Origin of the sequence: Nocardioides cavernaquae (genome assembly GCF_003600895.1) — a bacterium.
Taxonomy (GTDB): domain Bacteria; phylum Actinomycetota; class Actinomycetes; order Propionibacteriales; family Nocardioidaceae; genus Nocardioides; species Nocardioides cavernaquae.
The window spans coordinates 130,681-144,194 of record NZ_QYRP01000002.1 but is presented as its reverse complement, the minus strand read 5'-3'; the positions used below and the strand labels follow the sequence as shown (position 1 = coordinate 144,194).

15 protein-coding genes are annotated in these 13,514 nt (G+C 70.4%); 13 read left to right on the top strand and 2 right to left on the bottom strand.

Going from position 1 to position 13,514, the window contains the following annotated elements:
• Positions 1 to 14: 14 nt before the first annotated feature.
• From D4739_RS00765 to D4739_RS00730, 8 genes are all read left to right on the top strand, one after another.
• Complete coding sequence (locus D4739_RS00765; protein ID WP_120058792.1) at positions 15 to 533, top strand: SRPBCC family protein; 519 nt, start codon at positions 15 to 17, stop codon at positions 531 to 533.
• Between the two features lie 159 nt (positions 534 to 692).
• The gene (locus D4739_RS00760) at positions 693 to 1,871 is read left to right on the top strand and encodes a glycosyltransferase family 4 protein (RefSeq protein WP_120058790.1); all 1,179 of its coding nucleotides are present in this window, start codon (positions 693 to 695) and stop codon (positions 1,869 to 1,871) included.
• A 190-nt stretch (positions 1,872 to 2,061) separates the two neighbouring features.
• Entirely contained in the window at positions 2,062 to 3,078 is a 1,017-nt protein-coding gene (locus D4739_RS00755; RefSeq protein ID WP_420799012.1) for an AAA family ATPase, read from the top strand.
• A 17-nt stretch (positions 3,079 to 3,095) separates the two neighbouring features.
• The gene (locus tag D4739_RS00750) at positions 3,096 to 3,986 is read left to right on the top strand and encodes a DUF58 domain-containing protein (protein WP_120058786.1); all 891 of its coding nucleotides are present in this window, start codon (positions 3,096 to 3,098) and stop codon (positions 3,984 to 3,986) included.
• A complete protein-coding gene (locus tag D4739_RS00745) occupies positions 3,970 to 4,440 on the top strand; it encodes a hypothetical protein (RefSeq protein ID WP_120058783.1) in 471 nt (156 codons plus the stop codon). Before D4739_RS00750 ends, D4739_RS00745 begins: the two co-directional genes overlap by 17 nt.
• Positions 4,431 to 5,357, top strand: coding sequence for a vWA domain-containing protein (locus tag D4739_RS00740; RefSeq protein ID WP_120058781.1), 927 nt, complete (start codon positions 4,431 to 4,433; stop codon positions 5,355 to 5,357). The genes D4739_RS00745 and D4739_RS00740 overlap by 10 nt, the downstream gene beginning before the upstream one ends.
• Positions 5,354 to 6,235 carry a vWA domain-containing protein gene (locus D4739_RS00735; protein WP_120058779.1) on the top strand — a complete coding sequence of 294 codons (882 nt, stop codon included), beginning with the start codon at positions 5,354 to 5,356 and terminating at the stop codon, positions 6,233 to 6,235. Before D4739_RS00740 ends, D4739_RS00735 begins: the two co-directional genes overlap by 4 nt.
• Positions 6,232 to 6,876, top strand: a complete 645-nt coding sequence (locus D4739_RS00730) for a tetratricopeptide repeat protein (RefSeq protein WP_120058777.1) — start codon at positions 6,232 to 6,234, stop codon at positions 6,874 to 6,876. The genes D4739_RS00735 and D4739_RS00730 overlap by 4 nt, the downstream gene beginning before the upstream one ends.
• A gap of 55 nt (positions 6,877 to 6,931) precedes the next feature.
• Here D4739_RS00730 and D4739_RS00725 read toward each other — a convergent pair whose 3' ends face one another.
• Both D4739_RS00725 and bluB read right to left on the bottom strand, forming a co-directional pair.
• Positions 6,932 to 8,014 (bottom strand): LOG family protein, encoded by a 1,083-nt coding sequence (locus tag D4739_RS00725; RefSeq protein ID WP_220699198.1) that lies wholly within the window; start codon positions 8,012 to 8,014, stop codon positions 6,932 to 6,934.
• 164 nt (positions 8,015 to 8,178) lie between these two features.
• Positions 8,179 to 8,802: a 5,6-dimethylbenzimidazole synthase gene (gene bluB, locus D4739_RS00720; protein WP_120058775.1), complete on the bottom strand. Its 624-nt coding sequence runs from the start codon at positions 8,800 to 8,802 to the stop codon at positions 8,179 to 8,181.
• Between the two features lie 117 nt (positions 8,803 to 8,919).
• On the opposite strand from bluB, the gene D4739_RS16725 reads away from it, so the two are divergent.
• Genes D4739_RS16725 through D4739_RS16720 form a run of 5 tightly spaced genes read left to right on the top strand, consistent with a single transcriptional unit; the run spans position 8,920 to position 13,498 of the window.
• Entirely contained in the window at positions 8,920 to 9,441 is a 522-nt protein-coding gene (locus tag D4739_RS16725; protein WP_182920247.1) for a hypothetical protein, read from the top strand.
• On the top strand, positions 9,438 to 10,877 hold the full coding sequence (locus tag D4739_RS00715; protein WP_182920246.1) for a M1 family metallopeptidase: 1,440 nt from the start codon (positions 9,438 to 9,440) through the stop codon (positions 10,875 to 10,877). Before D4739_RS16725 ends, D4739_RS00715 begins: the two co-directional genes overlap by 4 nt.
• A complete protein-coding gene (locus D4739_RS00710; protein WP_120058769.1) occupies positions 10,877 to 11,980 on the top strand; it encodes a 1-deoxy-D-xylulose-5-phosphate reductoisomerase in 1,104 nt (367 codons plus the stop codon). Before D4739_RS00715 ends, D4739_RS00710 begins: the two co-directional genes overlap by 1 nt.
• Positions 11,980 to 13,338, top strand: coding sequence for a M50 family metallopeptidase (locus D4739_RS00705; protein ID WP_120058767.1), 1,359 nt, complete (start codon positions 11,980 to 11,982; stop codon positions 13,336 to 13,338). Before D4739_RS00710 ends, D4739_RS00705 begins: the two co-directional genes overlap by 1 nt.
• Positions 13,339 to 13,354: 16 nt before the next feature.
• Complete coding sequence (locus D4739_RS16720) at positions 13,355 to 13,498, top strand: hypothetical protein (protein ID WP_182920245.1); 144 nt, start codon at positions 13,355 to 13,357, stop codon at positions 13,496 to 13,498.
• Positions 13,499 to 13,514 lie beyond the last annotated feature (16 nt).

Here is a 13,514-nt window from a genome sequence, read left to right as displayed (position 1 = left end):
GCTAGCGTGCGCGCATGACGCGTGAGATGACGGTCGCTGGCTCGATCTGGATCGACGTGACCCCCGAGGCGGCCTACGACGCCGTCGGCGACGTCACCCAGATGGGTCGCTGGAGCCCGGAGAACACCGGTGCCCGGATCGTGCGGGCGCCTGGTGCAGCCGGGGCTGCCGACCCGGCGTACGTCGGGATGCACTTCGTGGGCAGCAACAAGCGCGGCCCGGCGCGGTGGCAGACCCGTTGCACGGTGACCGCGGCCGAGCGTGGGCGCCGCTTCGCCTTCGACGTGGACCGCTACGGGCTGGCGCCGTTGCTGCTGCCGGTCTCCGTCGCCTCCTGGGCGTATGACTTCGCGCCGCAGGACGGCGGGACGCTGGTGACGGAGACCTGGCGCGACGGTCGCACCCGCTGGCCCGACCTCAGCGTCCGGCTCTTCGACCCGCTCGCCACCCGTCGCGCGAGCTTCGCGGAGTTCCAGCGGGGCAACATCGCACGGACCCTGAAGAACCTGAAGCGGGAGCTCGAGCGCGCCTGAGCGTGGGCTGGCTCACGCGCGACTCGCGGGAACCGTCAGATGCGGTTCACGCGACGTCCACGCAGGGCTTCACTTGCGTCCAGACCGGGTTTCTAGCGTCAGCGGTGTACGAGGTGCTCGAACAAGCGGGCGCCGACACTCCGCGAAGGAGCACCCGAGATGCCCCGCACCAGTGCAGAGGTCCTCGAGTTCAGCACCACCCGTATCGACGGCCTCCGGGTCCTGGTCGTCGCCGAGTCGTTCCTGCCCCAGATCAACGGCGTCACCAATTCCGTACGCCGCGTGCTCGAGCACCTCTCCGCCGAAGGTCACCACGCCGAGCTGGTCGCTCCGACCGGACCTGACTTCTACGCAGGCTTCCGCGTGAACATCGCCCGCGGTGCCCGCCTGCCGTTCTACAAGGACTTCCGCATCGGTCTCGAGACCCGCCGCCGCCTGCGCCGCGTGATGATCGCCTTCCAGCCCGACGTCGTCCACATCGCCTCTCCGGCCACGCTCGGCTACCAGGCGGCGCGTGCCGCCGAGGAGCTCGACATCCCGACCGTGGCGATCTACCAGACCGACATGGTCGGTTTCGCGGAGCGCTATGACATCCCGGGTGGCGCCAAGGCCATGGCTGCGCTGACCCGTCGGATCCACACCTCGGTCGACCGCACCCTTGCGCCCTCGACGGCCAGCCTCCGTCAGCTCGAGGACCTGGGCATCCCCGGCCTGGGTCGCTGGGGGCGTGGTGTCGACACGGTCACGTTCCACCCCTCGCGCCGCTCCGAGTCGTTGCGGGCGCGTCTTGCTCCCCACGGCGAGAAGCTGGTCGGCTACATCGGCCGGCTCGCTCCCGAGAAGGAGCTCGAGCTCCTCACGCACCTCCACGGCATGGACGGCGTGAAGCTGGTCCTGGTCGGCGGCGGTCCCTCGGAGCCCGAGCTGCGCCGCCTCCTCCCGGACGCCGCCTTCCTCGGTGTGCTGCACGCCGAGGAGCTGGGGGAGGCCTACGCGAGCCTCGACGTCTTCGTCCACACCGGCCGCCACGAGACCTTCGGTCAGGCCGTCCAGGAGGCGCTCGCTGCCGGTGTGCCTGCAGTCGCGCCCAACCAGGGCGGCCCGGTCGACGTGATCGACCGCGGCGCCGGCTTCCTCTACGCGCCCGGCGACGGCGAGGACCTGAAGTCCTACGTCGAGATGCTGGTGCGCAACGAGCCGCTCCGCGCGCAGATGGCGGCCACCGCACGCCGCAGCGTCGAGAACCGCTCCTGGTACGCCGTCAACGAGATCCTCGTGGGCCACTACCGCGCGGTCATCGCCGAGCGTCGCGGCATGTCGCTGCGCCGCGCCTCCTGAGCGGAAGCATCGCCAGGGTTGACCTCTCGGCCCGCCAGACGTGACGTTTCGGCGGACCAAACCTGACGTTTCGGCGGACATGGGGGGACGGATCGCGGCTAGGGTGAGCGCGATCACAGCTCGTCCGTCCGACCAGATCCACAGGGGTCAGCGGACCAGCCGAGCCGCGCCGGAAGGAAACCCGCACGCCGTGTCCGCTGAAGTCGGTGCCCACTCCACTGCTGCACCTGCCATCACGCCCGACGAGCTGACGCAGGCAGGGGAGATCCTCGCCGCGATCGAGGCATCCTTCTCCGCCCGGGTGGTCGGCCAGGAGCGGCTCCGCACGGCGCTGCTCGTGGCGCTTCTCGCAGAGGGCCACATCCTGCTCGAGAGCGTGCCCGGCCTGGCCAAGACGCTCGCGGCGAGCACGCTCGCGACCAGCGTCAACGCGGAGTTCTCGCGGATCCAGTGCACGCCCGACCTGCTGCCCAGCGACATCATCGGCACCCAGGTCTACGACCCGCGCAACCACACCTTCGAGACCCAGCTCGGTCCGGTGCACGCCAACTTCGTGCTCCTCGACGAGATCAACCGTGCCAGCGCGAAGACCCAGTCCGCGATGCTCGAGGCGATGCAGGAGTCGCAGACCTCGATCGCCGGCGTCGTCCACCGCCTGCCGGTGCCGTTCATGGTGCTGGCCACGCAGAACCCGATCGAGGAGGAGGGCACCTACGTCCTCCCGCGCGCGCAGATGGACCGGTTCCTGCTGAAGGAGGTCATCGACTACCCGTCGATCGACCAGGAGGTGCTGGTCCTCGACCGCATCGAGAACGGCACCCTCGGCCGCGACACGCACGCGAAGGCCGTCGTCGGCCACGACCACGTGAGCTACCTCCACTCGCTGACGCACCGCGTCTACGTCGACCCGGCGGTGAAGCGCTACGTCGCCTCGCTGGTCGCGGCGACCCGCGACAACGCACTCCCGCAGGAGCTTCGCGCGTACGTCGACATGGGCGCCAGCCCGCGAGCAACGGTCGCGTTCTTCCAGGCTGCCCGGGCCCTCGCCCTGCTCAACGGCCGCAACCACGTGATCCCCGAGGACGTGCGTGCCCTGCGCCACGGCGTACTCCGTCACCGCGTGCACCTCTCCTTCGAGGCGCTCGCCGAGCGGGTGCGCGTCGAGGACGTCATCGACTCCGTGGTCAAGACCGTCCCGTCCCCTTGATCGCCCTCTGACGCGCGATGACCGTCCACCTGACCCGGGTCAAGGCCCGCCTCACCATCCACGCGCACCGCAAGGTGCGTGGCCTCCTCGAGGGGGAGTACGCCGCGCTGCACGCGGGGCGCTCGATGGACTTCAACGACCTCCGTGAATACGTGCGCGGCGACGACGTGAAGGACATCGACTGGAAGGCGTCGGCGCGCTCGCGCACCCTGCTGGTCAAGCGCTACGCGGCGCTGCGGCAGCACACGATCCAGCTCGTCGTCTCGACCGGCCGGAGCATGGCGGCGATGCACGAGCGCGACGTGCCCAAGCGCGACCTCGCGATCACCGTGGCTGGTGTCATCGGCTGGCTCGCGGTGCGCCACGGCGACCTGGTCGCTGTCGCATGGGGCGACGCCGACGAGCAGCACCAGAACCCGCCGAAGCGTGGGGAGCTCCCGCTCGAGCGCAACCTGGAGGCGATCCACGACGCCACGTCGGTCGACGCGGGCGCCTCGGACGTGCGCGAGCTCATCGACTACGTGGTGCGCACGATCCGTCGACGGACCGTGCTGGTGATCATCTGCGACGACTTCGCGATCGACGACGTGACCGCATCGAGCCTCCGCCGCCTCGCGGTGCAGCACGAGGTGCTCTTCGTGACCGTGGGTGGTGTCGACCCCACATCGGAGGAGTTCGCGCTCGACGACCTGCGCGACGTCGACTCCGGCCAGCTGCTGCCCGAGTGGGTGGCCGACGACGACGAGCTCCGCCAGCAGTACGCCGACCTGCTGGTCGCTGATGCCACCACGCTCAAGCGACGCCTCGAGCAGCTCGGCATCGTCCACACCCACGTGTCCGACCACGCCGCCGCGATCAAGGGCGTCTTCGATCTCCTGGAGCACCACCGCCATGCGCGCCGCCGATGAGTTCGTGGGTCCGGTCGGCTACTCCGGACCCCTGACCTGGCTGCCGATCGCGCTGGTCGCGTGCGTGATCGCGTACTACGTCTGGGCCCTCACCCATCGGGAGCCGGTCGAGGAGGACTCCGACCACCGCCCGTTCAAGAATCCCGTGGACACCGCGAAGGCCAAGCGGCTGGCGGACATCGACCGCATCGACAACGCGGTCCGCCTCGGACGGATGCCGGTCCGCATCGCCTTCCAGCAGCTCAGCGTCGCCCTGCGCGGCTTCGTCGGCGACGTGACCGGCCTGCCGGCCCGCTCGATGACGGCGGGCGAGCTGCGCGAGGCGACAGACTCGCGCGTCGCAGACGCGATCGAGGCGATGTACACCCCCGAGTTCGCGCCTGACGACGCGCTCGCCGAGGACTTCGAGCGCAGCGTGCGGGGTGCCCGGGAGCTGGTGCGCACATGGACCTGAGATGGCCCCTGCTCGCCCTGCTGCTGATCGCGCTGCTCCCCGCGGCGTACTGGTTGCTGGGGCGGGTCCGTCCCACCGAGCCGCCGCCGACCGGGCTCCCGGTCGCCTACGCCGAGCGGCTCCGGACGCTGCCGCGCTTCCGCGAGCTGGCTCGCCAGCAGCTGGCCTGGGCGACCTTCCAGATCGGCGCCGTCGGGCTCGTGCTGCTCGGCACGGTCTGGCTCGCCGCGCGTCCTCAGACCACCGAGATCGTCGACAAGGTCGCCCGGCCCGGTGACCTCGTGCTCTGCCTCGACCTGACCGCGCCCCAGCGCGCTGCGGACATCGACCTGCTCGCCCAGGCTCGCGCGCTGGTGCCGCACCTGGGAGACGCACGGATCGGGTTGCAGGGCTTCCAGGCGACGGCGGCCGATCTCCTACCCCTGACCGACGACCACACGGGGGCGGTGAGCGTCCTGCACGACACCCAGACCGCCCTGGGCAACCTTCCTGCCGGCGGTGCGACCAGCGGCGCGACCGGTGACGGCCTGATCTCGTGTTCCCAGGGATTCGACAAGCCGGCCCGCGAGCGCGGCCGTGCCGTCGTACTCCTGAGTGCCGACGGCACGGGCAACGGCTCGCTGCACACGCTCGTCGAAGCCGCGGAGTACGCCGAGGAGCACGACGTCACCGTCTACTCGATCCCCGCGGGCGCGACCGCCGCGGCCCGCGCTGACCTGCAGACCGCGGCCGAGCTGACCGGCGGCCGGCTCGTGACCGGTCGTGACGCGCTCGCGCAGGCCTGGGATCTCGAGCAGTCCCGCCTCGATCCGCCGCCGACCCCGACCCGCCGGGACGGGCCGCTGGTGCCGACCCTGCTCACCCTCTTCGGTGTCGCCGGGCTGCTGGTGGCCGGACTGCGGGGGCTGTTCCGATGAAGCCCAACTGGAACATCCGCATCGCGATGGCCGTGCTTGCCGTCCTGATCGCCGTGCGCCCCGGCCTGCCGTCGGGTGAGGCCGCGAAGGTCCCGTTGGGATCAGACCTCGAGGTGCTGCTCGTGGTCGACCAGACGCTCAGCATGTCCGCCCTGGACCACGCCGGTGTGCGCTCCCGCCTCGAGGGAGTGCGCGAGGACCTCGTCCAGGTCACCAAGGCGCTGCCCGACTCCCAGTTCGCGCTGATCGGCTTCGGCCATGACGCCCGCGTGGACCTGCCCTTCACCTCCGACCCCGGCGCAGTCTCCCGCGCTGTGGCCGGGATCGCCCGCGAGCCGATGCTCGCCGGCACCGGCACCGTGCTCGACCGGCCGCTGCCCCTCATGCAGACGGTTCTCGCCGGTGTCGCGAAGCAGCACCCCGACCGCCGCCGGGTCGTGATCTTCATCAGCGACGGTGAGAACACGCTGGCGGGCGCGAAGCAGGCCTCCTACGCAGGGCTGGCGAAGTACATCGACCAGGGTGCGGTGCTCGGCTACGGCACGCTCGGCGGTGGCCGCATGCCCACCGGTGGCGAGCCGCCGTGGACCTTCGTGCGCGATCACAAGACCGGCGAGGACGCCGTCAGTCGTGCCGACGAGCAGAACCTCCGCACGATCGCGAAGGAGCTCGGTGTCGAGTACGCCTATCGCGGCGGATCCGGTGACCTCACCGAGTGGGCCCAGGGACTCGCGCGTGGCGGCGACACGGAGCCGGCTCCGCAGGACGACAAGCGCGAGGTCTACTGGATCCTCGCCCTCATCCTTGCCGCGCTGGCGATCGTCGAGCTGAGGCTCGACGTGCTCGCGTGGCGTGCGGCGAAGGAGGTGGCGGGATGATCGGCCAGGTCACCGGCCAGATGGATGCGGCACGCCGTCAGCTGCTGCTCCGCGGCATCCTCCCCTCCATCGTTGCCCTGCTGGTCGCGGGCCACCTGTGGCTGCTCGTGCAGGGCAACAACTCCGCCCGCTCGGCGTACGACGACAAGCAGTACGCCGACGCGCGCGGCGGCTTCGAGGAGGCCAGGGACCTCGGGGTGCTCCAGCCGTGGGTGGCGCGCTTCGACGCCGGCACCGCGGCGTACCGGGAAGGGGACTTCCGCGGCGCCGCCAGGCTCTTCCAGGCGGCCCTGCCCGACGCACCGGACGAGCACGAGTGCGACGTCCGGATCGACCTCGCGCTGTCGCACGAGGCGACGGCTGCCAAGGCCGCCGAGGAGGAGTCCCGGGCGGCTGCCCAGATCGCGCTGCGCGATGCCCGCACCGCCCTCGGAGGTGGAGGCTGCAGCACCGAGATCGAGGAGCGGATCGAGAAGAAGATCCACGACCTCGATGCCGAGGACCCGGCGTCCCGGCCGGACCAGGACCTCACCGAGGAGCAGAAGCTCGAGGAGCTGAGGAAGCGCAACGACGAGGCGCAGCGCACCAAGGACCCGAAGGTGGACCCCCAGAACGAGCCCTCGGCCCAGATCCAGTGGTGACCGCCGAAAGGTCACTCTTGGTGTGCCGAGAGGTCAGGTCTGGTGCGGTGAGAGGTCAACTTTGGCTGAGCAGGCCAGTAGCTTCGTCGACAGTCTCGACCAGGTGCACGTGCGGCTCCATCGGTCGACCCTTCGCGAGTGAGTGGAGCAGAGGCCAGGCCGGGAAGACCCGCGTCCAGTAGTCGACCCCGACCAGCACCATCGGCGCGACGGACGACTCGTCGGCGTAGTAGTTCTCGCAGGCGTCCTGGAAGATCTCCTGCACGGTACCTCCGGCGCCCGGCAGGAAGACGATGCCGGCGTCGCAGACCTGCAGCAGGATCGCCTCGCGGACAGGGTTGCCGAAGTACTTGGCGATGGCCGTCGCGAACGCGTTCGGCGGCTCGTGGCCGTAGTGCCAAGTCGGGATGCCGAGGGACGCAGCCCCCTCGGGCCAGCGTTTCCGGACATCGAAGGCCGCTGCGGCCCACGCGCCGATGTCGGGCCGGAAGGAAGGTACGCCGCCCAGCACGGCCAGCGCCTCGTCGAGCGCCTCGTCGGGCTGGCCTGCGAGCCATCCGCCGAGGTTGGCCGCCTCCATCGCGCCCGGTCCGCCGCCCGTCGCGACGGTGTGCGTCCGCGAGATGGCACGGCCGAGCCGCGCTGCCGCGGTGTACTCGTTCGAGCCGCGTTCTGCCGCGTGGCCGCCCATGACGCCGACGAGCGATCGGCCGCTCGTCCACGTTGCCAACGCGGTGTCGATCGCGTGGTCGTGGAGCGCGCGGGCCAGCGTCGCCTCCCGTCCGCGTTCGCGGGACCAGGCGTAAGCCCGGGCATCGAGCGAGGTCGGATAGGCCGCGGTGCCGTAGAGCTCGTCGGGGGAGTAGAGCGTGGTCCGCCACGTGTCGACCGGGGCTCCGGGGACGGTCGGGAAGGCGAGCGCCCCGCGGGCCTCGAGGGTGTCCTCGACACCCGGCGCGAAGGTGCAGCCGAGGAAGAGCGCTCCGGCGACCCGGCACCCGGCCAGGGTTTCGGTGCGGTCGCAAAGATCCACACCGGTCAGCACCCAGCCGGTCAGCGAGCTGACGCCCATCGCCGTGCGACGGTCGAAGTCGGCCAGGTCTCGCACTTCGACGACACCGCCGCGGGTCTTCTTCACGGCCCCGAACCTAGCGCGGAGTTGTGGACGGCGGTTCTATCCCGCTGACCAGATCTGACCTCTCGGCGCGCCAGACGTGGCCGTTCGCCAGGCCAAGTTTGACCTCTCGGCGGGGGTCAGCGCGGGGGTCAGCGCGGGGGTCAGCGCGGGGGTCAGCGCGGGGGTCAGCGCGGGGAGTAGCGCTCCTCGTGGACGACGGTCTCCAGCGGAGAGCGGTGGCGCCAGCCGAACCGCTCGAGGTCAGGGACATCCGGCAGGTCGGCCACCGGGCCGACGCAGAGCCAGGCGATCGGGCGGACCTGCTCCGGAAGGCCGACCAACGAGGACAGGAACTCCTCGCGGTAGAAGCTCACCCATCCGACGCCGAGGCCTTCGGCGGTGGCCGCGAGCCACAGGTTCTGGATCGCGAGGACCGCGGAGTAGAGGCCCGCGTCCGCGATCGCGTGCCGTCCCAGCACGGCCGGCCCGCCGCGGGTCGGGTCGTAGCCGACGACGATGCCGAGCGTGGACTCGAGGATCCCCTCGATCTTGATCCGGTTGAACGTCTCGGCACGCTCGCCCGAGAGCGATGCGGCGAACACGTCGCGCTCCGACGCCACGTGCGAGTGAAAGGCCTCGCGCGTCGAGCGGGACCGCACGAGCACGAAGTCCCAGGGCTGGGACATCCCCACGCTCGGGGCCGCGTGAGCTGCGGACAGCACCCGGGTCAGGACATCGTCCGGGATCGGTGCCCCGGTGAACTCGGCCCGGGTGTCCCGGCGGCGATTGATCGCGTCATACAGCTCCACGGGCGGCAACACTAAGCGCCCGAAGTCCGATGATCCCCACGGGCCGCTGTGCGTGGACCCACTACGCTGCCCGTGATCGACCCCGAGATATGCATCGTGCTTCCTGCAAGGAGATTCGTGGAGCTGACCTGGTTCCGTCGTCCCGGTCCGGAGACGCCCGGCACGCTCAACCTCTGCTACAACGCCCTCGACGTTCACGTCGTGCGCGGCGACCTCGAGCGGGTCACCCTGCTCGAGCAGGTCGCGGCGCTCGCGGGAGTGCTGCAGGGACTCGGCGTCGCCGAGGGCACGTACGTCGCGGAGTCGCTCGACGAGGAGCCCGAGCGGGTGCTGCTCCTGCTGGCCCTCCTCCGGATCGGCGCTGTCCTGATCATCGGCGAGGCGGAGGGTCCTGCAGGCGGCATCGAGCCGAAGCTGACCATCGAGCCGGGGCAGATCGAGCCTGCGGTCAAGGTCGGCCGTCAGGACCCCGCAGGCTGCGTCGACCTCGCCCCTGGCACGGCAGCACTCCTGGTCGACGGCGCATCCGTCAGCCAGCTCGAGGTCCTCGATCGCACCGACTGGGCCGGGCGGCTCATCGCCGGGCTCTGTGCGGGTGGCTCCACCACAGTCGGACCCATCACGATCGGCCGCGCATGAGGAGCCGCGTCGCAACCGCAGCAGCGGCAGCCTTCGTGACCCTGCTCGCAGCGTGCACCACCGCCGGCGAGGACGCCTCGGCGCAGGAGACCCCCTCCCCGGTCAACGGCGCGGCCGGCATCGGCGACAGGTACTTCCCGGCCGACGGCAACGGCGGCTACGACGTCACCCACTACGCGATCAACGACACGATGCGCCTGCGTGCCGGGACGCTGTCCGGCACCACGAAGATCACCGCGCGCGCCACCCAGGACCTCGCCAGCTTCTCCGTCGACCTGCTGCTCACGGTCACGGGCGTCACCGTCAACGGCGCCGCTGCGTCGTACTCCCGGCCCAACCGGCACGAGGTCCGGATCCGGCCGAAGAGCCCGATCCCTGCGGGCAAGACCTTCACCGTCGTCGTCGGCCACCAGGGCACGCCGGGCTCGATCAGCTGGGAGGGGGAGCGCAGCTGGTTCGGCAACGAGCGCGAGGTCGTCGCGATCAACGAGCCACACATCGCCCCGTGGTGGTTCGCCGCCAACGACCACCCGCGCGACAAGGCGACCTTCGACATCGCCGTCCGCGTACGCCGCGGCAACCAGGCGATCTCCAACGGCTCGCTGGTCTCGACGACGCGCACGCCGAACTGGACGACGTACCGCTGGCGCATGGCACAGCCCATGACCACCTACCTGGCCTTCTTCGCGGCCGGCCGGTTCATCGTCGAGCGAGGCAGGACCGCTCACGGCACGCCGTACCTGATCGCGGTCTCGCAGCAGCTCGGTGATGCCCAGCAGCGCAGTGCCCTCGCCCTGATGCGACGCACGTCGGTCGTCCAGGGCTGGCTGGAGGACCGACTCGGCACCTACCCGTTCCCCGTCACCGGGGGCGTCGTCACGTCGCACCGCACCGGCTTCGCTCTGGAGAACCAGACCCGGCCGGTCTATCCCTACCTCGGAAGCGACGCCGACTGGCTCGTCGCGCATGAGCTGGCGCACCAGTGGTTCGGCAACTCCGTCACTCTCGAGAGCTGGAAGGACATCTGGCTCAACGAGGGGCTCGCGACCTACATGGAGACGTGGTGGGACAACCGCCGCGAGGCGGACCAGCCGGCGGCCCTGCAGGACTGGCTCGAGTTCCAGTGGGAGACCTACGCCAACGGCAGTGACTTCTGGCAGGTCAAGATCGGCGACCCGGGCACGAAGAGCCTGTTCGGCGACGAGGTCTACCAGCGCGGCGCGATGGCCGTTCAGGCGCTCCGCCACCGCATCGGCGAGACGGACTTCAACGCGGTGCTCCGCACCTGGGTCACCCGCCACCGCAACGGCAACGCCGCGATCGCGGACTTCACCGCACTCGCCGAGGAGATCAGCGGCGAGGACCTCGACGGCTTCTTCCAGCACTGGCTCTACGACACGCAGCGGCCGGCGCACACCGAGGAGAACGGTTTCTGATGGGCACCGCGGACGTGCGCGACGTCGTCATCCTGGGCTCGACCGGTTCCATCGGCACGCAGGCCCTCGACCTGGTCCGGGCGAACCCCGAGCGGTTCCGGGTCGTCGGACTGACCGCGGGCGGCTCCAACGCTGAGCTCTTCCGGGAGCAGGTGGAGGAGTTCGCACCGCGCTATGCCGGGCTGGGGGAGGACGCCTCGGTCACCGCAGCAGGGCTCGAGTGCGACGTGGTGCTCAATGGCATCACCGGCGCGGTCGGCCTCCGCCCCACTCTCGCTGCGCTGGACGCGGGCAACACCCTCGCGCTGGCCAACAAGGAGTCGCTGATCATCGGCGGCCCGCTCGTGCTCGAGCGCGCGCGGCCCGGCCAGATCGTCCCCGTCGACTCCGAGCACTCCGCGGTCGCCCAGTGCCTGCGGGGCGGCAGCCCCGATGAGGTACGCCGCCTCGTGCTCACTGCGTCCGGCGGACCGTTCCGTGGCTGGACCCGCGAGCAACTCGCCGGCGTGACCCGGGAGCAGGCGCTCAACCACCCGACCTGGGCCATGGGCCCGGTGATCACCGTCAACTCGGCCACCCTGGTCAACAAGGGCCTCGAGGTGATCGAGGCGCACCTGCTCTTCGGCCTGCCCTTCGAGCGGATCGACGTGGTCGTCCACCCCACGAGCGTCGTGCACTCCATGGTGGAGTTCATCGACGGCTCCACGATCCTCCAGGCCAGCCCGCCGACCATGATGATCCCGATCGCGCTCGGTCTCGACTGGCCCGACCGGGTCCCCGAGGCCGCGCCTGGCGTGGACTGGACGAGGCCCGAGACGTGGCAGTTCTTCCCGCTCGATGACGAGGCCTTCCCGGCGGTCGCGCTGGCCCGCGAGGCGGGGTTGCGCGGGAGCACGGCGCCCGCGGTCTACAACGCCGCGAACGAGGTCTGCGTGGACGCCTTTCTCTCCGGACGGCTGCCGTTCGTGGACATCGTGCCGACCGTCGCCAGCGCGCTCGCGCAACACGACGTACCCTCGAAGCAGACGCTTGAACTCGACGACGTGCTCGCCGCCGACGCTTGGGCGCGCTCCGCTGCCCGCACACTGATCGAAGGTTCGTGATGGCCTCGCTCTACTACGCACTCGGCGTCGCGATCTTCGCGATCGCCATCCTGGCGTCGATTGCGCTGCACGAGCTGGGCCACATGATTCCCGCGAAGAAGTTCGGCGGGAAGGTCACCCAGTACTTCATCGGCTTCGGGCCGACCGTGTGGAGCAAGCAGGTCGGCGAGACCGAGTACGGCCTGAAGGCGTTCCCGCTCGGTGGCTACGTCAAGATCATCGGCATGCTTCCCCCGGGCGCGGAGCAGCTCGTCGAGGACGTCGAGGTCGACGCCGAGGGCAACCAGGTCTTCCGTGTGCGGAAGTCCAACACCGGCATGTTCACCCAGCTCATCTCCGACGCCCGCGCGGCCGAGTGGGAGCTCGTGGGCCCCGAGGATGCGGACCGGCTCTTCTACAAGCTGCCGTGGTGGAAGAAGGCCATCGTCATGGCCGGCGGCCCGACGGTGAACCTCGTCATCGCCTTCCTGCTCTTCTGGGGTGTCTTCGCGACCGTGGGCAACGCGCGCGACGGTGTCTCCGAGCCGGTCGTGCACGTGGTTTCGGGCTGCATCGTGCCCGCTTCGGAGGACAGCCGCGCCTGCACCGACGAGGAGGTTCTCGAGAACCCGAGCCCCGCGCACGCGGCCGGCATCAAGCCGGGCGACCGCTTCGTCAGCTTCAACGGAGAAGAGATCACCTCGTGGGAGCAGGTCCAGTCCTTCATCCGTGACAACGGTGCTCGCACGGCACAACTCGGCGTGCTCCGTGACGGCAAGCTGCTCGACCTCGCCGTGACCACCCAGGTCACTCCTCGCCCGCTCGACCCCGAGCACCCCGGCACGCTCGAGCCGGTCGGCTTCCTCGGCGTCGTGCCGGAGATCCACGCCCGGGAGGGCGGCCCGCTCTACACCCTCGGCCAGATGGGTGGCATGGTCGGCGAGACCGCCCAGGCGATCGCAACGCTGCCGGTCAAGGTGTGGCACGTCGGGCTGGCCGTTGTCGGGCTCGAGGAGCGCGACCCCAACGGCCCGGTCAGCATCGTGGGCGGCGGCCGGATCGCCGGTGAAGTGGCCTCCCAGCCGGACCCGCTGCAGGACAAGCTGGTCTCGCTGCTGATGCTGATCGCTGGCTTCAACTTCTTCATAGGCATGTTCAACTTCGTCCCGCTGCTGCCGCTCGACGGTGGCCACATCGCGGGTGCCCTGTGGGAAGGCGTACGCCGCGGCTGGGCGCGCGTGCGTCGGCTGCCCGACCCCGGCCACGTCGACGTGGCCCGGCTGCTGCCCGTCGCCTACGTGATGGCTGGGGCCTTCCTGGTGATGGGTGTGGTGCTGATCGTGGCGGACATCGTGATCCCGGTCCGTCTCTACGGCTGAGCGCGGCCGGACGGCCGTGATCGAACGCATCGCGCTGCAGGCTCAGTGGCTCAACGATCCCGGTCGCGCCAGCGCATTCTCGTGGTCGATGAGCCAGTTCACCGACTGGGATTTCGCCGACTGGGATCCGGACAATTCACGCCGCCGACGATCGCTCTGATTGCCCTGGTCGACGG

Excerpts from the sequence above, each read along its gene's own strand:
- D4739_RS00765 (WP_120058792.1), top strand. The coding sequence starts at position 15 with ATGACGCGTGAGATGACGGTCGCTGGCTCGATCTGGATCGACGTGACC.
- D4739_RS00760 (WP_120058790.1), top strand. The coding sequence starts at position 693 with ATGCCCCGCACCAGTGCAGAGGTCCTCGAGTTCAGCACCACCCGTATC.
- D4739_RS00750 (WP_120058786.1), top strand. The coding sequence starts at position 3,096 with ATGACCGTCCACCTGACCCGGGTCAAGGCCCGCCTCACCATCCACGCG.
- D4739_RS00745 (WP_120058783.1), top strand. The coding sequence starts at position 3,970 with ATGCGCGCCGCCGATGAGTTCGTGGGTCCGGTCGGCTACTCCGGACCC.
- D4739_RS00740 (WP_120058781.1), top strand. The coding sequence starts at position 4,431 with ATGGACCTGAGATGGCCCCTGCTCGCCCTGCTGCTGATCGCGCTGCTC.
- D4739_RS00735 (WP_120058779.1), top strand. The coding sequence starts at position 5,354 with ATGAAGCCCAACTGGAACATCCGCATCGCGATGGCCGTGCTTGCCGTC.
- D4739_RS00730 (WP_120058777.1), top strand. The coding sequence starts at position 6,232 with ATGATCGGCCAGGTCACCGGCCAGATGGATGCGGCACGCCGTCAGCTG.
- D4739_RS00715 (WP_182920246.1), top strand. The coding sequence starts at position 9,438 with ATGAGGAGCCGCGTCGCAACCGCAGCAGCGGCAGCCTTCGTGACCCTG.
- D4739_RS00710 (WP_120058769.1), top strand. The coding sequence starts at position 10,877 with ATGGGCACCGCGGACGTGCGCGACGTCGTCATCCTGGGCTCGACCGGT.
- D4739_RS00705 (WP_120058767.1), top strand. The coding sequence starts at position 11,980 with ATGGCCTCGCTCTACTACGCACTCGGCGTCGCGATCTTCGCGATCGCC.